Annotated in this window: 23 protein-coding genes; 21 read left to right on the top strand and 2 right to left on the bottom strand. The window is 35.0% G+C overall.

Features of this window, described 5'->3' with window-relative positions; all coding sequences use genetic code 11:
- Nucleotides 1-128 precede the first annotated feature (128 nt).
- The 5 genes from MKY08_RS11135 (at nt 129) to MKY08_RS11115 (ending at nt 4,586) form a co-directional block, all read left to right on the top strand.
- Complete coding sequence (locus tag MKY08_RS11135; protein WP_069512507.1) at nt 129-1,100, top strand: alpha/beta hydrolase; 972 nt, start codon at nt 129-131, stop codon at nt 1,098-1,100.
- Entirely contained in the window at nt 1,090-1,785 is a 696-nt protein-coding gene (locus MKY08_RS11130; protein ID WP_305143793.1) for a response regulator transcription factor, read from the top strand. The genes MKY08_RS11135 and MKY08_RS11130 overlap by 11 nt, the downstream gene beginning before the upstream one ends.
- Complete coding sequence (locus MKY08_RS11125) at nt 1,782-2,768, top strand: HAMP domain-containing sensor histidine kinase (RefSeq protein ID WP_069512508.1); 987 nt, start codon at nt 1,782-1,784, stop codon at nt 2,766-2,768. The genes MKY08_RS11130 and MKY08_RS11125 overlap by 4 nt, the downstream gene beginning before the upstream one ends.
- Nucleotides 2,769-2,983: 215 nt before the next feature.
- Nucleotides 2,984-3,214 (top strand): hypothetical protein, encoded by a 231-nt coding sequence (locus MKY08_RS11120; RefSeq protein ID WP_069512509.1) that lies wholly within the window; start codon nt 2,984-2,986, stop codon nt 3,212-3,214.
- 307 nt (nt 3,215-3,521) lie between these two features.
- Complete coding sequence (locus tag MKY08_RS11115) at nt 3,522-4,586, top strand: DUF4085 family protein (RefSeq protein ID WP_069512510.1); 1,065 nt, start codon at nt 3,522-3,524, stop codon at nt 4,584-4,586.
- A 337-nt stretch (nt 4,587-4,923) separates the two neighbouring features.
- On the opposite strand, the gene MKY08_RS11110 is transcribed toward MKY08_RS11115, so the two are convergent.
- Nucleotides 4,924-5,346 (bottom strand): ferritin-like domain-containing protein, encoded by a 423-nt coding sequence (locus MKY08_RS11110; protein WP_069512511.1) that lies wholly within the window; start codon nt 5,344-5,346, stop codon nt 4,924-4,926.
- A 41-nt stretch (nt 5,347-5,387) separates the two neighbouring features.
- On the bottom strand, nt 5,388-5,657 hold the full coding sequence (locus MKY08_RS11105; protein WP_069512512.1) for a translation initiation factor 2: 270 nt from the start codon (nt 5,655-5,657) through the stop codon (nt 5,388-5,390).
- Nucleotides 5,658-6,025: 368 nt separating this feature from the next.
- On the opposite strand from MKY08_RS11105, the gene MKY08_RS11100 reads away from it, so the two are divergent.
- The 16 genes from MKY08_RS11100 (at nt 6,026) to opp4C (ending at nt 19,080) form a co-directional block, all read left to right on the top strand.
- On the top strand, nt 6,026-6,484 hold the full coding sequence (locus MKY08_RS11100) for a DUF2231 domain-containing protein (RefSeq protein WP_069512513.1): 459 nt from the start codon (nt 6,026-6,028) through the stop codon (nt 6,482-6,484).
- A gap of 540 nt (nt 6,485-7,024) precedes the next feature.
- Nucleotides 7,025-7,126 (top strand): DUF202 domain-containing protein, encoded by a 102-nt coding sequence (locus MKY08_RS11095; protein WP_256093191.1) that lies wholly within the window; start codon nt 7,025-7,027, stop codon nt 7,124-7,126.
- A gap of 30 nt (nt 7,127-7,156) precedes the next feature.
- Nucleotides 7,157-7,417, top strand: coding sequence for a hypothetical protein (locus MKY08_RS11090; RefSeq protein WP_256093192.1), 261 nt, complete (start codon nt 7,157-7,159; stop codon nt 7,415-7,417).
- A gap of 178 nt (nt 7,418-7,595) precedes the next feature.
- Nucleotides 7,596-8,609, top strand: coding sequence for a S66 peptidase family protein (locus MKY08_RS11085; protein WP_069512514.1), 1,014 nt, complete (start codon nt 7,596-7,598; stop codon nt 8,607-8,609).
- A gap of 26 nt (nt 8,610-8,635) precedes the next feature.
- Nucleotides 8,636-8,902, top strand: a complete 267-nt coding sequence (locus tag MKY08_RS11080; protein WP_069512515.1) for a CPCC family cysteine-rich protein — start codon at nt 8,636-8,638, stop codon at nt 8,900-8,902.
- A gap of 55 nt (nt 8,903-8,957) precedes the next feature.
- A complete protein-coding gene (locus MKY08_RS11075; RefSeq protein ID WP_256093193.1) occupies nt 8,958-9,437 on the top strand; it encodes a magnesium transporter in 480 nt (159 codons plus the stop codon).
- Between the two features lie 350 nt (nt 9,438-9,787).
- Nucleotides 9,788-10,063 carry a PucR family transcriptional regulator ligand-binding domain-containing protein gene (locus MKY08_RS11070; RefSeq protein ID WP_069512517.1) on the top strand — a complete coding sequence of 92 codons (276 nt, stop codon included), beginning with the start codon at nt 9,788-9,790 and terminating at the stop codon, nt 10,061-10,063.
- Nucleotides 10,064-10,307: 244 nt separating this feature from the next.
- Complete coding sequence (locus MKY08_RS11065; protein ID WP_069512518.1) at nt 10,308-10,670, top strand: hypothetical protein; 363 nt, start codon at nt 10,308-10,310, stop codon at nt 10,668-10,670.
- Between the two features lie 1,018 nt (nt 10,671-11,688).
- Nucleotides 11,689-11,889 (top strand): hypothetical protein, encoded by a 201-nt coding sequence (locus MKY08_RS11060; protein ID WP_069512519.1) that lies wholly within the window; start codon nt 11,689-11,691, stop codon nt 11,887-11,889.
- A gap of 147 nt (nt 11,890-12,036) precedes the next feature.
- On the top strand, nt 12,037-12,894 hold the full coding sequence (locus MKY08_RS11055) for an alpha/beta hydrolase (RefSeq protein ID WP_069512520.1): 858 nt from the start codon (nt 12,037-12,039) through the stop codon (nt 12,892-12,894).
- A 7-nt stretch (nt 12,895-12,901) separates the two neighbouring features.
- Complete coding sequence (locus tag MKY08_RS11050) at nt 12,902-13,681, top strand: DUF1684 domain-containing protein (RefSeq protein WP_069512521.1); 780 nt, start codon at nt 12,902-12,904, stop codon at nt 13,679-13,681.
- A gap of 36 nt (nt 13,682-13,717) precedes the next feature.
- Nucleotides 13,718-15,328: an ABC transporter substrate-binding protein gene (locus MKY08_RS11045; protein WP_081327977.1), complete on the top strand. Its 1,611-nt coding sequence runs from the start codon at nt 13,718-13,720 to the stop codon at nt 15,326-15,328.
- Nucleotides 15,329-15,349: 21 nt separating this feature from the next.
- Nucleotides 15,350-16,354, top strand: a complete 1,005-nt coding sequence (locus tag MKY08_RS11040) for an ABC transporter ATP-binding protein (RefSeq protein WP_069512522.1) — start codon at nt 15,350-15,352, stop codon at nt 16,352-16,354.
- On the top strand, nt 16,338-17,189 hold the full coding sequence (locus MKY08_RS11035) for an ATP-binding cassette domain-containing protein (protein WP_069512523.1): 852 nt from the start codon (nt 16,338-16,340) through the stop codon (nt 17,187-17,189). Before MKY08_RS11040 ends, MKY08_RS11035 begins: the two co-directional genes overlap by 17 nt.
- The gene (locus tag MKY08_RS11030; protein ID WP_069512524.1) at nt 17,186-18,160 is read left to right on the top strand and encodes an ABC transporter permease; all 975 of its coding nucleotides are present in this window, start codon (nt 17,186-17,188) and stop codon (nt 18,158-18,160) included. Before MKY08_RS11035 ends, MKY08_RS11030 begins: the two co-directional genes overlap by 4 nt.
- A complete protein-coding gene (opp4C, locus tag MKY08_RS11025) occupies nt 18,157-19,080 on the top strand; it encodes an oligopeptide ABC transporter permease (RefSeq protein ID WP_069512525.1) in 924 nt (307 codons plus the stop codon). The genes MKY08_RS11030 and opp4C overlap by 4 nt, the downstream gene beginning before the upstream one ends.
- Nucleotides 19,081-19,149 lie beyond the last annotated feature (69 nt).

Here is a 19,149-nt window from a genome sequence, read left to right as displayed (position 1 = left end):
TGACTTTTTGATGTGTGCCCAAATTTAGTTTATTGACTGTTTAAATTAAAAAAAACCATCAAAAGTTTATAAGAATTATATTTTTTTACGTTAACCTTGTATCTATAATTGAAAGGGGCAACTAGAAAATGAAAAAAATTATGAAGTGGTTTACAGTAAGTTTCTGTATATTATTGATTGTGCTTAGCGTCTCTGTCTTTAGCTTCCATAAGTTCAAAGAGAATAAAGAAAGTTCGTTATTAGAGAATAATACGGGCAAACTAATCGATTTTAACGGGAAAAAGATGAATGTTTATTCTGAAGGTCAGGACAATGATACATTTGTATTTATGGCTGGCTTAGCAGTAGCAGCACCGATGTATGAATTAAAAAGCTTGTATCATCATTTTTCAAAAGAAGATAAAATAGCCGTTGTGGAAAGAGCAGGATATGGGTATAGTGATGTATTTAACGACGATCGGGATATAGATGTAATACTAGAACAAACGAGGGAGGCACTTATGAAAAGCGGCAATAAGCCCCCTTATATTTTAGTACCACACTCTATTTCAGGAATCGAAGCCATCTATTGGGCGCAGAAATATCCAAAAGAAGTAAAAGCCATTGTGGCGTTAGATATAGGTTTACCATCACAATATATCAAACATCCCGTAGGTTTCGCAGAAAAGATTTTTATGAAAGCAGGGAATGCTTTAAGTGATTTAGGATTCCAAAGAGTATTTCCGACTTTAGCATATAACGAGGCCGTCTTAGAGAAAGATTTTCTGACTCCAAAAGAAAAAGAAATATTTAAAGCGATATCTAATAAACAGGGAATCAACAACGATATGCAACAAGAAATGCTACATGCCGTAAATAATAGTAAAAAGTCTGCGGCATTACCTATTCCGAAAACGACCCCAATTTTATTTATTGATGCTTACCTTGATAAAAATTCTGAAGCTGCTAAAGCATCACTAAAAGACTATCAGGATTTTGCTAAGCAGTTAGATATTTCGAATATAATTCAAATAAAAAGCAAGCACAGTATTTACTTGTACCATTCTACTGAAATCTATGAAGAAACCCAACAGTTCTTGCAGGAGATGGTTGAAAAATAGTGAGGAAGGAACGAGAATATTGTTTACAATTTTACTGGTAGAAGATGATAAAATGATTGGAAGTTTATTAGAGAATATACTGCAAGAAGAAGGGTATAACGTAATCTGGTTAGAAAATGGAGCTTCAATATATACCGTTATAAAGCAAGTCGACATTGTCATTATGGATATTATGCTACCCGGTGAGGACGGCTATCAAATTTCCATGCGCATTAATCAGTTAGGGCATAATATTCCTATCATATTTTTAACTGCAAGAAGTGATATTGAGAGTAAATTAAGAGGGCTTGAAATTGGCGAAGATTACATGGTAAAACCATTTGATCCGAGGGAATTATTAATGCGAATAAAAAATAAATTAGTTGCTTCTTACGGCATTCACAAACAAATACAGCATTTATCAGTGGATGTTACGCATATGCGTGTCCTTAATAAGCAACATCAGAAAGAAGTCGAATTGACAGCCATTGAAAGGAAAATATTCTTTTATCTCTATGAAAACGCAGATTTTATTTTATCTAAAGAACAATTCATGGAATACCTTTGGCCGCTAGAGGATCGTAATTTAAATTTAATTAACGTATATATTAAAAAGCTACGCAGCAAAATTGACGATCGAGATGGTGTAATTATTCAAAATGTATATGGAGAAGGGTATCGTATGAATACCCATATGAAACAATGAAACTAAAAAAGAAATATCAACTATTGCTATTGACGGTTATAGGCAGTGTGCCTCTTTCTGTTGTGGTGATTAGTGTTTTCGTAACCATAATCTACAATCATTTTTCAACTGATACAGAAACCCAGTTTTATGAGTCAAAAGCCTATCCAATTATGCTAGGATTATTTATCGTTAGTTTCTTTGCTTTGGCTATTCTGTTCTCTAAATCCATTAATACATTAATTAAACGGATCAATGTATTAAACCAAACGATTATGGAGTTAGCGAGTGACGACAAGAAGAGGCTTCAAAAGATTCCTTACGCTAGAAATGATGAATTAGGGGATTTAACCAATGCAGTAAACCTCCTTATTGACCGGACGATATCAAAGGAAATTGAAATACAGCAACAGGAGCGAATGAAACAAGAACTTTTAACGCAGTTGCGTCATGATATTAATACACCTTTAACAGCGATGCGCTTACAACTGTACACAATCGAACGTGATTTTTCACAACATCAGGATATTTTCAATTCTTTAAACGAACAAATAAACTATATTTCAAAGTTATCCAATGAATATGATTTTGAGCGTTTATCTCGTGTTGATAATTCATATGTAATCATGGAAAAAGTAGATGTGCCAAAACTTCTAAATACAATTATTTTAAAGTGGAATTTTTTATATAAAGTCAACCAAATCTCTATTGTGTTAAACGATTGCGCAACTAACTGCCAATGGCGCAGTAATGAAATTTGGTTGCACCGCTTATTTGATAATATCTTCCAAAATACATTGCGTCATGCAGCATGCGATACATTGGAAATCACGTTGCAAAAAAACTTGATTATCTTTAAGGATAATGGGATTGGGTTTAATGTGGAGGAAAAGGGCACTGGTTTACGCATCATCGAAGATATTTGTCGAGTGCTTGATCTACAGAGTACAATCCAATCCAATGAAAAAGGTACTCAAGTGACCATAAGCTATGCGCAATATTAATACTTTTGATAAAAACAACACCTCAAAATTAAAAGCTTTCCAAAATCGTATTGACACAGCTTACTAAAAATATATAACTGCAGTCACCCTTATCCAACATTCCGGCGCTATTTTAAAAAAATGGAGCCTTCTTTTGCTAAAGGTCATATTATTTAATAATAATTTATTAAGCTATCTTTTGCAGTGACATTCAATTAGATAAAGGGAGTGTAAAGGTGGACCTATTACTCTGGATAACGATTAGTTTCATCATAATTGGATTTGTTGTTCTCACTTCTATGAAAATAGAAATGGAAAGTAAGGTCGATTATATAAAAGCAAATATGGACGATGAAGAAAATTCATTAAAAGCGAAATCTGTAATTTGGTGGATATGGAGTACCGCTGCTTGGGGGATAGTGAGTATATTTCTTATTGTTTGGTGTTTTCACAATCACTTTGGATAGCTGTTGGCTTCAAATGTGCTAAATCTTCAACAATCGTGCGCGATTCTGTAATAAGGATTAGCGCTCGTTTTTATTAAAGAGCCGTATGGAATAAGAAGTATTAATTAAAACATGATATATTTAGAAATAAAAGGATAAGGTTTGCGAAATGAAGAAAAAAGGAACTATCCTTTTGGATTTGCAACACTATCTATTCAGAATAAAGTAATCAACTATTTAATGAGATTTTGAAGTTAAAGTCTTATAAAGTCTAGTCTATTTTAATAGTTATTCTTTATTCGCTATACAACTAATAAGGAGTGGAATGATGTTTTTCTTAACACGTGAACGACAGGAAGTATTTAACGCAGCACAGGTATATCCATTTGAGGAAGCGTTCGATGCTGAATTTGAAAATCATTTGTATGAGCATTTAAGCCTGTATGTAGGAGTCTTACCGAAAAAGTTTCAGCAGGAAATTATTGAACGAACTTTATTTCGAAATAATACTTTAATGGAAGAATTTGAAGAATGGTGCAATGTGACAATTGAGCAGTTCACAACTAAGAGTCATGCTATTTATGACAAGCGTAAAGCACTTGTTGAATGCTTTAATCCGTCCGCACAAACCGTTTTTTCACAGTCATTTCATGATGGTGAAATTTTGAACGCTGCGCAACAAGGAACTAATTTTACGCTTCTATTGGATATGAGCGGCGGGTTTACAGTCGAATCAATTGTCCAGTTAGTGTTTCAGAATGCACAAACAGAGGGTCATCTTGAAGGTTATTACGTGTATGACGAATTAATAAAAATTGAAGATAGATTTGAATTACGAGTATTATCAAGTTTTGGTAGCCCTTATGCCGAATGGACAATTTCCTTTACAGATGTGACAGCAAAATACTTATATCGTCCTGCAGTTTATATTGAACCTGGAGAAATCGCTACATGGGACGATTATGTAATTGCGCTAAATCAAGATGACAAATACTATATTGTAAAAGATATGCACTTTGTAGAAATTGATTTAGCTAACCTTTCGCAAAAAGATAATGGGATTTATGCTGGAGGGGAATTACTAGGTGATACCTTTGAGGAGGCAAGAGAGCGAATTTATTGTGCTACTCACGAAAATCCGTATGCGCATTTTAGTGAGCCTATTCCGACGGATGAGTTGTCATTGGCTATGTTTGATTTAGACCAAAATATACGAGTTCGCGCCTTCAACACAATTTTTGCACTAGGAGAGGAAGTTGCATATATTGTTAATGATACGCTACGTAAAGTCGAAAGTGCAGATGAAAATATGTATTTTTGCATTATGGCAAGCCATTTCGATCAACTCGGTTGTTTAGAGGATGATGTAAAACTGAAATGGCTTAGGGAATAACAGGAGTAAAGATTATTTGGAGTTTGATGGAACTATGGCGTAATAATCCCTTTACCGAATTTATAGGCTATACATAAACTCACCTTAAAGTTGTTTCAACATATTATTTTGTAATATGTATGATAGGGAAATACATTAGGATTATTTAAGAGATTTGTTAAAAGCGGAATTGTTTTATGAAGTTTATAAAAATATATAATTAACAGTGGCAAAATATATGAAGTCATAATACCAGCGTAGAAACATCTAGTACAGTAAGAGGTTTGTGTCAAAATGATATAGATTGTAAAAGGAGAATTATAAATAAGAAACCGACTAATAGTCGGTAATAGCATTGTTAATATTGGCTTATAAAGAATAAAAACCAAACTGCGTGATTTTGTTCGTCTGAAGCATTTGAACTAAATTGGTTACTAATATAAGGAATATTATATTGTCGAGCCACACGATGATAAAATTCGACCGCTTCTTGTTCGTCTTTAAATGCAGTTAGAATTCCGTTTTTAAAATTTAATGGTAACGGCTCTGTTATTTGTGGAGAAGGATGTTGACCGGTAAGGGCGGTATACATATAAGCAAAACCTTGGTAATGTCGCATTTCATCTTTTCTTATCTCTAAAATACGGTTTTTAACATCCTCATTTGGAGCAAGTTGAGCCAAGTGCTCATAAAATCGAATCGCATTATATTCGCCATTAATGGCTTTAACAAGATTGACAATAAATTGATTATTTGAAGTTGGCTGTACTGCGTATTGCAACTGTTCACACTCCTTTATTAATTATGCTTTGGCAGTAATAATTATTGCATCATTTTTTTCACTTGTTTTAATTCAATGATTATTTGGTCTATCTGTTTTTGCAAATTATCTACGTCTTTCGATTTATCACTATTTTGGTTTTGAGGATCCTGATTATTTGATTTTTCTAAAGCATTTAGAGCTAGACCTGCTGCAACTGCAGAAAGACCGTCGCCCAACGTTGCGATGGATGCTCCGATATATGCTAGTCTTGCTATTTCGATTTCCGTCGTACCTAGATTTTGTTGTGGATTCTTTTTATGTCTATTCATTACAATATCCCCCTTTACTTTTATAGTGGAAAATAATCTTAACCGTATCCTATGTATTAAGGAAAAGAAAGGTGACGACCTAAATTTTTTGCCGGCATGATGAAGTTAAAACGGATAGTAAAACAGTACACAAAGAAGCACGCTGCCATGATGGATAGTTAAGAATTGTGTACTTCCCATGTGGTCCCTTATGGAAATACTTTATTGATGATAACAGTACAATTAAAGTTTCATGATTTTAATATTTTTAGTTAAATCTCATTCATAGTGGATAGACTATTTTATAACAAGTGAAATAAACGCAGAATAAAATTTTCTGGTGTTTGTTTTTATTTATTGTGTAAATTTTTTTAAAAGGAGGCAATTGTGTGCCACTACACCCATCCGTTGTGCATTTTCCAATTGCATTATTATTAACAGCAACAGTAATTGAAGTCATCAATTTGTTTTTAAAGAAAGAATATTTATTTAAGACAAGTACTATTTTGTTTGTAACTGGTTTTGTAACCGGTTTGGTTTCTTTTATGACAGGTGATGGAGCAGAAGAATTTGCTGAACAAAAATGGGGAGAAGTTATAGAATCGACAGTTGAATTACATGAAAATATGGCTTTATTATCTCTAATATTGTTTGGTGCGATTGCAATATTAAAATTATTTGGTCAGAAACTGAAAATTAATACAAAATGGGTCTTAACTTTAGTGGTGATTTTAGGTATCATAGGTTCTTCTACATTAGCTTATACAGGTCATTTGGGAGGAAAGATGGTGTATGAAAGTGAAAAATCAAGTTATACAAACCATTCCGAATTGCCAGATCGGGATTAAAAAATTGGCGTGTATTACCTATCTGTAAATGCTAGTTTTGCCAATTTCTCATAGCAAGTAATGTTATTTTGCAAATATTTGTTAGATCGTTAAAGTTGAGTACCATTTCTCAAATGATCATAATAAAAGCATTGATACTTGAATTTTCTCCTTTTTTCACCTTCACCTACTTAGGGTATTGAAAGTTGTGCAAGTTCATAGCTCCTTGTGCCTTAAATGTTCATTACTACCTCTATATAATATATGCTCTACAATGAAACACTTGAATCCCTCTCTTAGCGGAGAGAGGGATGCCCTTATTTTTTCTATTTTAACGTGTTATTTTCAAGTGAATTCTGACGGTGGCGTGTGTCATTAATCATTTTTATCTTCTCATTACATAGCAATATGTAGAACAAAAGATTAAAAGAAATGGTTTTAAATCATTTCTCAACATACATTAATTGAAAAAACAATCATCCTCTTTTATTTTTTCTACAATAGGATATATTAAAATAGAATAATTGAAAATATTCTAACCAAAGAGTAGGTGTTAACTAGATGGAGAATCACCCTTATAATCATGCAGAAATAGAAATGAAGCAATTAAAATATGCCCAGCAACATTTGGCAAATGAAAGAACATATTTAGCATGGATTTGAACGGCCATTTCTATTTTAGGGGTTGCTTTCTTGGCAACAAGTTTGCACTTTGCCATAGGTACGGTTCGGAATTTTTGGGTAGATTTTTTATCAGCCATAATTGGCTTGTTAGCTTGTTTATTTGGGATTTTAATTATCTTTACAGCTACATTTAATTATTCTGCAAAAAGAAAACAGATAGTGAATGAAGAGTTTGTTCCATCAAATAGACATATCATGTGGATTTCTTATTTTTTAATTATCTTAATATTATTGGTGATTATTTACTTTTTGATGATTATTTTATCATAGATCAAAGTCTATCCTCTTTTTTCACCAAATCTGACCTTATAGGTTTGAAAACACATAAAAAAGCCACAAATGTTATTCAATTAACGTTTTGTGGCTTTTTGGTATGTATTAACCAATTTAGTCATTGTTCGTTTTATAACTATTTGGTAAAATAATGAAAAAATCAGGAGAGATAAATATGATCAAATACCCGCGCTTAGAAAAAGATGCAACAATAGGAGTCACGGCACCTTCATCAGGGGTTCCGGAGGGGCTACATGAGATGTTTAAACAATCCTGTGAGCGTCTGAAATCGAAAGGTTTTCATATTATTTGTGGTGATACGGTTTGGACTCAAGAAAAAGCTAAATCAGCTTCTGCCGAAAAACGGGCGGATGAGTTTAATGAAATGATGAGTGCCGATCATATAAATATCATCATTCCTCCATGGGGTGGGGAACTGTTAATTGAAATACTTGATAAAATTGATTTTGAACAGATAAAAAACAAATGGGTAGTAGGATATTCAGATATCAGTGCATTATTATTAGCAATTACATTAAAAACAGGTATAGCTACTGCTCATGGTACTAATCTTGTAGATTTAAGAGGCGAATATTCAGATGACACTACTGCCATGTGGCAGGCTGTATTATCGACTAATAGTGGGGAATCTGTCCTGCAATATTCATCATCTAAATATCAAAAGGAATGGCAACACAATGCTCCCTCGCCATGTGTTTTTCATTTAACAGAACAAACTTATTGGAAAACTGTGTCCAATCAACAAGTACAGATACAAGGCCGTTTACTTGGCGGATGTATAGACGTGATTAGACATTTGATTGGGACAGCTTATGGTGATGTCCAAACCTTTAGAAAACAACATATCAGTGGGGAGCCTGTGTTATGGTATTTAGAGAATTGTGAATTAAATACACCAGATTTAAAAAGGTCATTAGTTCAAATGAAGCTTGCTGGTTGGTTTGAGCAATGTGCAGGGATTATGTTCGGTCGAAGTGATGCGAATACGCCTGTAAATAATTACACAGTGGAAGATGTTTATAAAGAGCTGTCTGATGAGCTTGGGATACCTATTATTTATGATGTGGATTGTGGTCATGTTCCTCCACAAATAACTTTTATCAATGGTGCTTATGCTAAAGTAGAAGTAGTAGAGGGCAAAGGAATTGTTTTGCAAAACTTTAAGTAAAGACAGAGAATAAGAGGAGAAATGCTATGAAATATACTTGTCCTTGTTGTGGATATAAAACATTAGACGAAGAACCCCCAGGAACTTATGACATATGTACAATTTGTTTTTGGGAAGATGATGGCGTTCAATGGGATGACCCTGATTGGGAAGGAGGAGCTAATCTTCCATCCTTAAGGCAAGCCCAAAAAAACTTTATGGTATTTGGGGCTTGTGAAGAAAGATGCATGGAGTTTGTCAGAAAACCTAATGATAAAGATGAAAAAGATCTTAATTGGAAACAGTTAATTTAGAATTTAGGAGGTAGTTGAACTGAGTTATTGTTCTTTTATCGCAACAAATTATGCAATGCCAGAAGTGGAAACAAAAGCGAAGACGATTACTGTTAGGGAAGCTATGGAATTAGCAATCAAACCACATGAGTTGGTACCTTGGGAGAAGATGGATCCTAGTGCCCAAATAGTAGTAGTTGAAAATAAAGAGGACTTAAATGAGTTGGTCATTAAAAAGGATGCTTACTATGATGTCAGTGGATATACAAGTTATTCATTCATTTATGAAGTTACTTTTATATATTCGGAATTGAGGGCAAAGCAATTACTGGCGTACCTAAAGAAAAATATTAGAGAAGAGCAAATAGTGGAATTATGGAGGGTGTGGATTGGTCATGACGAGAATGATCTACATATACCGTATGTTAACGTTAACTACGAAGAGCTATCTCTTAATCATCTGGTACAAATGTACAATCCGAACCATGAAAAATTTAAAGAACAACATTGTATCGTAATAGAAAGATACAATAATCAATACGACAAAAAAGGTTGAAAATAGCGCGACTGCTTCATGACGTTGCAACAAAATTAACAGCATCATCCATGACTTAGAAAGATTATGTCAGCTAGCAGGGTCTTTTTTATTGCCCCATTTTTTTATAAAAATACATAGGTTTTGAATTAAGCTAGTGCTTCATAATTGTCGAGGACCAAAGGGTGTTCGCTATCCCTGTTATAATAAAAACATCTTGTATGACAAAGTATCCATTGAAACTAAAAGAATTGTCGGTGTGTTTTTTCATTGGTAACACCACAACCGTTCATAATGAAGCTGTCACGTAATAATGCATGCAATCTAATAAACGAAAATAAGGGAACTTTTTTCTCGTCTGGAGTGATAATATGTTTATTACAATAAGTGATGTTTTGAGCATGGAGGGATTTGAAGAGGTAGAAGTCCTTGCAGGAGAAGCTGGATTGAGCCGCAGAGTTGAAAATGTCTATTTTATGGAAGTACCTGATATTTACGCATATATTGATCAGAACGAATTGCTACTCACTCGGTTGCCAATGACGATGTCGAACCTACCGAGCAGGTTAGTATCTTCATCCCTGTTCATGAAGAAATCCATAACGAAAACTTCGCATCATATATGGTGGACGCAGAGTAGCATTTGAATAAATACGAAAAAGAGCAATCCGAAAATAGTAACGGATTGCTCTTTGCGTTTTATTTAGATTTTGTAATCTAGTTATTTCATTATGTTTATAGTTTTATGTGATTTGATTGAGCGTAGTGTATCAGTTAATCTTTATATAAGAAGAAACACTTTGCGTTCTTGTGTATTTTCAGTAGAGGACAACTGAATGAAAACATAAAACATTATCGCTTATTACGAGTAGTGAGTGAAGGAGTGAAAATATGTTTAACAGAAAATTGTTAGCAGCTTTTGTAACAGCGATCATATGTTACTTTATCGTACCTTTTTTCTTTAACGATTTTACGAACTCTTATTTCGCAATCGGGCTTGGTGTAAGTATTATTTCAGTTCCAATACTATTTACTATTGGAATTTTAGCATCCATCGTGATTGAATTACGAACTAAACATATTTTACTTTCTTATATGAAACATTTTGGCTGTGGATTAATTTGTGTTTGTGTGCTTTTACTGTTAACAGAATGGGATATAGAATTATTTTCCATTTACACAGGAGTGGCATTTGTTTATGTTACCGTTTTTTTTATTAGTGATCATATGATTAAAAGTAAGTTTGTCAACTGAACATAGTGTTTGTTGGTATGGTAGATGGTCGTAAACAGAAAGTCTCTGAAGATATTTATAAAGTATTAGAGGAATTAGCGATGCGACAGTCTATTGTTATTGATGGTGGTTATGGAGCGCAATAGTATCCCAAATAAAAATTATATTTTAATAAAGAATCCATTTTGATTAAACTCAAAATGGATTTTTTTGATACTTTTTGGGGTAGTTCTCCTAATTTAAATGGACTTAAACTAATGAGGAAGTTTAGTTAGAGAACGATGTTACGATATCGTCACAATTGTTACAAAAAATATAAATTACCAAAATTACAATACCCTGTAATTGCTATAGAAGCGCATTCAACATTTTTATTTCTGTGTAGTATATTGGTATTAAAAAGATGATTAACGTTCTAAATCAAGTAAAACATGCTATTTAAATGCTATTTAGCAGTTGGTATTCCCTATTAAAAATTCTACAATTTAAATGCAATTTAACGTTGTTGTAACAAGATCTATGTAAGGTATTGGTAAAATATAGGTGGAGCTATTTAAGGAGGTAATCAGGGTGGAGAGAAGAATATTAGATTATGAAAATTTATTAAAAATGTTAAATGATTTAATAAGAGAATGAAAGGAATTTTAGGAAAATTTTTATAAAGATAGAAAAAAGATATTCCGTTTTTTAAGGTTAAAGAACCTGATGAGAACTTGGAAGAATATTTTAGTAAAGGACTTTCTCCTAAAAGGGTTTTAGAATTAGGTTGTGGCTCAGGTAGAAATTCCATTTATATGGCTAGGCAAGGCTGTAGTGTAAGTGCATTAGATATATCTAAAAAAGCGATTATTTGGGCATAAGAAAGGGAGAAGGACTAAATATAAATTTTCATTGTGTTTCTCTTTTTGATTTTGAATTTGAAATAATGTAAATAAATAAGTCGCCATTCCAAACTTTTGGAGTGGCTTTCACTTTTAGCACATAAAGTACGGCTCGATTCTATAGGGTAGGATTTCAACGAACATCATGAGTCAAATATATGATTAATGAAGCGGCGACAATAGAAAATGCAAAATATTATGCCGAACAAGCAGGAATCCAAAAAGGAATACAAGTAGGTATGGAAGCCATTGCGAAGAAGATGATTGCAAAAGGAAATCGTACTAAACACTATATAGGATATAATTTTAGCGGTAAAACATGTTTTTATGCAGAATCATTATTTTTTATGAAAAAATAACTATAATTTTTTTCACTATTACTCTATTATTTGTAATAGTATTTCTCTTTTTAAAAAAACTTGACTAAACAAATAGGAATTAAGATAATAACTAAGTAGTTTTAATTATTATATAAATAAAATTTATCTGATAAAGTGAGGAACATAATGTTTGCAGCGATCAATGGAACGAAAATTTATTTTGACGTAGAAGGTTCAGGGTATATTCCACTAGGACCAAAGATGGTAAAAAAACCGGTGCTTATTGCAGTACATGGTGGTCCAGGGAGTGATCACTCAGATTTTAAGCCGTGGTTAACACCACTAGCTGAATACTACCAGATTGTTTATTTAGATCAAAGATGCAACGGTCAATCAGAGCGTATAGATGTAACGACAGCAACGTTTGAACAGCTAGCGGATGATATTGAAGCGTTACGTAATTATTTAGGCTTAGATAAAATTGCTGTACTAGGTCATTCTTTTGGTGGAATGATTGCTCAGGTATATGCTACACGCTACCCACAATCGGTGAGTAAGTTATTACTAGTTAACACTGCACCAAGCTATGATTTCTATAAAGAAGCTAAAGCGTTTGCACAACGTATCGGAACGCAACAACAAGTTCAAACTATTCCAGAGTTATTTGAAGGAAACATTCGTGATGACAATCATTTAATTGAATGGTGGGATATTTGCTGGGATTTATACTGGTACGATTATCAAGAAGAACTAGGTGGTGATACAGGAAGCCGTCCAATCGGATCTTTAGAAATTACAAATTATACATTTAAGTATTTAATGCCACAATACGATGTGCGTGCACAAATTGCTAATCTTGAAATGCCTACATTGATTGTAGCAGGTCGCCACGATTGGATTACGCCATTAACACAGTCAGAAATAATGCATTCATTAATTAAAAATTCACAGTTAGCTGTATTTGAAAAGAGTGGTCATATGCCATTTATCGAAGAGCATAAAGACTTCTTAAACGTTGTACGTGAATTTTTATTAAAGGACTGATGCAACCATGAATACTGAACAATTACAAGCTTGGCATAAGCAACGCCATTTGGATGTAACGGGTGCACAAGGCGATTTAACTTTAATCGCAATGCACGAGTTAACAAGTGAAACAACAGTAAAACAAATTGCTGGAAGCTGGAAGCCGACAAGTCCAACTGAACTAGGGCTAACATTAACGGCAACTGTTGAAGACCAATTATTCATTAACGGCGTGCTAGTGGATGGTGTGGTGCATATAATTGCGGATGAAACAGTCGTTCAAACGACAGATGGCATCTCTGCAATGGCAACTAGTCAGCCTGGCTCTATGCATTTATTAGCCATTTGGGATGAAAACAGCCCTGTATTACAAACATTTAGCCATATTGATGCATACGAAATGAACAAACAAGCAATTTATAACGGAAAGCTTATTAAAGATGATGCGATGATTGAATTTTCTCATACGGGAGATGCCCATCTTGCAGCGCGTAGTCATGCATCAATAGGGGTCATTGAAGTGGAAATTGGCGGAGTACATTATAGGCTTCGACCATTTCAATCTGGGCGATATTCAATTATTATTTTCCGAGATGCAACAAGTGGTAACGAAACATACAGTATGGGTCGTATGGTAGTCATCGAGCATTTAGACGATGAAACGGTACTTCTTGATTTTAATAAAGCCTTTTTACCGCCATGCGCATTTTCATCTTCTTTTAACTGTCCAATGCCTCCTTTGAGTAATCGTATACAAAGTAAGATAGAAGCGGGCGAAAAGCAAATCATTTCATTACATTCATAATGAAGCACCTAATTTAGAGAAATAGGAGAAATAACAATGTTCAAAAACTCGAAAAATTTTATGTTAGCGTTATTAACAATGGCAGTACTAGTGGTTTTAGCAGCATGTGGTAACGATGAACCTTCTTCTAAGGGAAAGAGCAGTGATAAAAATGTTGTCAATATCGGTGTTACGTACCCAGCTAGCAACATTAATCCATTACAACCAAGTGGATTAGTTTCTACGTATGTTTCAAATCTATTATTTTTACCATTAGTTGATTTAGATTCAAAATTAAACTATCAGCCAATGTTAGCTGATTCCATTACAACGCAAGACAATCAAACATTTACAATTAACTTAAACAAAGAAGCAAAATGGACAGATGGTACAGATATTACAACAGATGACGTCATTTACACATTGCAATTAATGGCAAACCCTGTCGTAGCGTCAAATTATGCGTATATGTTTGCGATTGTGGAAGGTTTAGATGATAGCGGTTATTTACCACAAGGTTCTACATCTATTTCAGGCGTGACAAAAGTAGATGGAGATACAATTCAAATTAAAACAAAAAAACCAACGACGTTATCGATTTTCCAAGATACAGTAGGGCGTTATTTATTAACATTACCGAAGGCACAACTAGAAAAAATTGCAGTGGAAGAGCTAAATGCAAGTGATTTTATGCAAAATCCAACCGTAACATCTGGTCCATTCATTATTTCAAAAATGGATCGTTCACATTATGTAGAAATGGTACCCAATAAAAATTACTTCAAAGGTGCTTCTTCTTTAGATCAATTAAACTTTAAGGTCTTACAAGGAAATCAAATTGCTGCTCAATTAAAAAGTGGTGAAATTGATATGAATATACCGTCTGCAGGTGTTATTCCGGTATCCGATTATGCAAATGTGCAAGGTTTAAATACATTAACATCGACTTATGGTGAGCCATTAGCTACACAATATATGTATATTAATGAAAACGTTGTAGCGGATGCGAAGCAACGTCAAGCAATTTCGTATGCGATGAACCGTCAATTAATTATTGATAACCTATTAAAAGGTGCGGGTGAAGTAACAGATGGCTTCTTCCCAAGCAACAGCCCATACTTAAATGAAGAAGTTAAACCGGTTAAATATGATTTAGAAAAAGCCAAACAATTATTAGCTGAGTCTGGATGGGATTCAAGCAAAAAGTTGAAATTAGCTGTGTTATCAGGTGATGCCACATTAGAGCAGGCTGCAAACATCATCGTAGAAAACTTACGTGAAGCAGGTATTACAGCTGAAATCCAAATGATGGATTTCGGAACAATTATTGATGAAATTGTAAGCCAGAAATATGATTTAGCGATTTTAACAGTATCCATTACACCAATTAATCCACTTCCGGATATTTCTTACTTCTTAGGGGAAGGCAATCCAAACGCTTATCACAATGCACGTGTGAATGAAATTTTAGCTGCACTAGCGACTGAAGTAGATGAAGTGAAAATAAAAGCGTTATATGGTGAATTACAAGAAATTACACAACAAGATGTACCGATGCCATCAATTTATGCAACAACAGCATTGGGAGCAGTAAATAAACGTGTTCAAGGCGCTAAACCAAGTGACTTCGGTATGTTTATTAACGTACATGAGTGGACTGTTAAATAGAGAGAGATAGGACGTGTTTATATGGAGAGTTTGCTGAGCGTAAAACAGCTGAAAACGGCTTTCGAAACTGAATATGGAAAAGTAGTCAGTGTCGACGATGTAAGCTTTGATGTGAAAAAAAGCGAAACATTGGCGATTGTAGGAGAGTCGGGAAGCGGGAAGAGCGTAACGGCACTTTCTATTATGCGTCTATTAGGGAAGCGCGGTTCAATTGTGCATGGTGAAATTAATTTAGAAGGTAAAAACTTAACAGCACTTTCTGACAAAGAATTTCAACCGTTACGTGGAAATGAAATTTCAATGATTTTCCAAGAGCCAATGACCGCGTTAAATCCTGTTTTTACAATTGGTCATCAGCTAGTAGAGACCATCTTACTCCATACAGATGTCGATAAAAAGGAAGCAAAAGCAATTGCGCAAAATATGTTAGATAAAGTGGGTATTCCTAATGCTACACGTGTGATGAAGCAATTCCCATTTTCATTATCAGGTGGAATGCGTCAACGTGTCATGATTGCCATCGCCTTAGTATGTAAACCAAAACTATTAATTGCGGATGAACCGACAACAGCACTTGATGTCACGGTACAAGCGCAAATTATGCGCGTAATGAATGATTTATGTACTGAGTTACAAACATCTGTCTTACTTATTACACATGATTTAGGTGTTGTGGCAGAAATGGCAGATCGTGTCATCGTTATGTATGCAGGGCAAGTTGTCGAAGAAGCTGATGTTTTTACATTGTTTGAGCGACCATTACACCCGTATACAATGGGCCTAATGGATTCTATTCCATCCATGGATTTTGACGATAAACAATTAAAGGCAATACCAGGGACGATACCAGGAAGGTACCAAAATATTGTAGGCTGTCGTTTTGCAAATCGCTGCACTTTTGCAACAGCGCAATGTAAAAAACAACAACCACCATTAATTGAAGTCGAAAATGGCCATAAAACGAGATGCTTTGAATGGCAAAAGATAGTGCACAAGGAGGAGAGTAGTCATGACAATCAAAACTGAACGAAACAACTCTCCGTTACTTGTCTTAGAAGAGGTTAAAACATACTATCCGTATAAAACAGGGTTTATGAATTTAAAAACCGACTATGTAAAAGCAGTAGATGGTGTTTCATTCGAAATCTATGAAGGTGAAACAGTCGGGCTTGTAGGAGAATCAGGCTGTGGGAAATCAACATTAGGGCGAACAATTATCGGTCTAGAACCGAAAACAGGTGGTCGTATTTTATTTGATGGTCAACAAATGGATTATCGCACAGATCGCGTAAGTTTAAGTCAACAAATTCAAATTGTTTTCCAAGATCCCTATTCTTCACTAAATCCAAGACAAACAATCGGATCATTACTTGCAGAACCGCTGCGCGTACATAAAATTGTCCCCACGAATGAGATAGAACAGGAAGTAGAGCGATTACTTGGGTTAGTGGGGCTTCCAGCGACGGCCAAGGGACGGTACCCACATGAGTTTTCTGGTGGTCAACGCCAACGTGTCGGCATTGCTCGTGCATTAGCTGTAAGACCTAGATTATTAATTTGTGATGAACCTGTATCCGCATTAGATGTATCGATTCAAGCGCAAATTTTAAACTTGTTTAAGCAGCTTCAAAATGAATTGGGCTTAACGTATTTATTTATTGCACACGGTTTAGGTGCAATGAAATATATTAGTGATCGGATAGCCGTAATGTATGCAGGCAAAATTGTGGAGATGGGTACGACAGAGCAAGTTTTCTTAAACCCTCAACATGACTATACAAAAAAATTACTACGTGCTTATCCGAAGCCGGATCCGACGAAGCGAAGTATTATTCAGCGTGAAAAGGGGATAGATGCATGATAGGCTATATTTTAAGACGATTATTAATCGCCATCCCCGTGCTATTTGGTGTATCGGTTATTAACTTCATTATTATGCGAATGGCACCAGGTAATCCTGTTGATATGCTTGTAAGCCCTAAGCTACCAGATGCGGCAAGAGAGGCTAAAATGATAGAATTAGGGCTTAATGACCCAGCCTACATTCAGTATTGGCATTGGTTAAAAAACTTAGTGTTAAATGGCGATTTAGGTTATTCGATGATTACGTATGAGCCGGTAACAGAGTTAATTGCCAGCCGCATGGGTCCAACTGTTATTTTAATGGGCACAGCTTTAGTGTTAGGGTTAATGATTGCCATTCCAATTGGCATTTATAGTGCGACGAAGCAATATTCAAAGCTTGATTATACCTTTGTAACGGGTTCATTTTTAGGGATTTCCATACCAAATTTCTTTTTCGCTTTATTATTAGTTTATATTTTCTCCATACAATTAAACTGGTTGCCTTCAGGCGGTATGAAAGAATTAGGTTCTGAAGGAAGCCTTGGATCACTTTTATGGCATATGATTTTACCAGTGACCGTGCTTGTCGCAAACGTTGCTGGGCGGAACATTCGTTATGTGCGCTCGGCTATGCTTGAAATTATGGGACAAGACTTTTTGCGTACGGCTCGTGCAAAAGGTGTGAAGGAATTTTTTGTCGTGAATAAGCATGCGTTGCGTAATGCTTTAATTCCAATTGTCACAATTGTCGGTTTAGAGGTTTCGATTTTATTTGGTGGGGCAGTTGTCATCGAACAAATTTTCTCTTGGCCAGGAATCGGTCAGCTGACACTTTCATCCATTATGAGTCGAGATTACTCAACAATTATGGGATTAAACCTAGTTGCAGCTTTCGTCGTTATAGCTGCCAATATTTTAACGGATATTGTATACGCATTTGTCGACCCACGTATTCGTAAAAGCTATGTTGGGGGTGGCAAACGATGAGTATATTTAAGCGATATTTTAATAAAAAACAATATGATACAGAGCAAACGGTCACTTGGAGTGAAGAATCTGCTGTATCGAATACGAAGGGCATGTTTTGGAAACGATTCAAAAGGCATAAATTAGCTGTAATTGGACTTTGGTTTTTAGCGATTATAACGATGGCAGCCATTCTTGCGCCGGTTTTTGCTCCATTTGACCCTGCTGAAATTACTGGTGAATTTAGTGCACCACCTTCTTTGCAGCACTTACTAGGAACTGACCAAGTGGGACGAGACGTGTTGAGTCGAGTTATTTATGCGGCACGTGTTTCGTTAGCCGTAGGTATTGGAGCTGTGGCAATTTCTGCGATTATCGGTACGGTGTTAGGTTTAATTTCCGGGTATTTTGGTGGCATGATAGATGGGATTGTAATGCGTATTACAGATATGTTTATGTCATTTCCATATATTTTGTTTATTTTAGTTGTGGCAAGTATTGTAGGGCCAGGGTTAACGAATATCATTTTAATTTTAGGGGTATTAGGTTGGCCAGGTATTGCTCGACTTGTGCGCGGAAATGTCTTAGCGATTAAGCAATCAGACTATGTGAAAGCAAGTATTGCATTAGGATATAGCACGCCACGTATTTTGTTTAAGCATATTTTACCGAATACGGTTGCACCAATTTTGATTTATGCAACATCTGGTGTGGCAGGGGCAATATTAGATGAAGCAGCATTAAGCTTTCTAGGCTTAGGTGTACAACCACCAGATGCAAGTTGGGGGAATATGCTATCTAATGCCCAGTCGATTTCGATATTAACAGATCAACCATGGCTTTGGATTCCACCAGGTATTTTAATATTATTGACAGTGTTAGCCATTAACTATATTGGGGATGCATTGCGAGATGCACTGGACCCACATAATTCAAAGTAGTAAAAGGACAAATCCGTAAAAGTCATTAGTTTTCGGATTTGTCCTTTTTGGCATTTACCATTTTCCGCT

This window comes from Lysinibacillus sp. FSL M8-0337 (genome assembly GCF_038593855.1).
Lineage (GTDB): Bacteria > Bacillota > Bacilli > Bacillales_A > Planococcaceae > Lysinibacillus > Lysinibacillus sphaericus_D.
The sequence above is the reverse complement of the archived record's forward strand: the minus strand, read 5'-3'. Positions and strand labels throughout refer to the sequence as shown.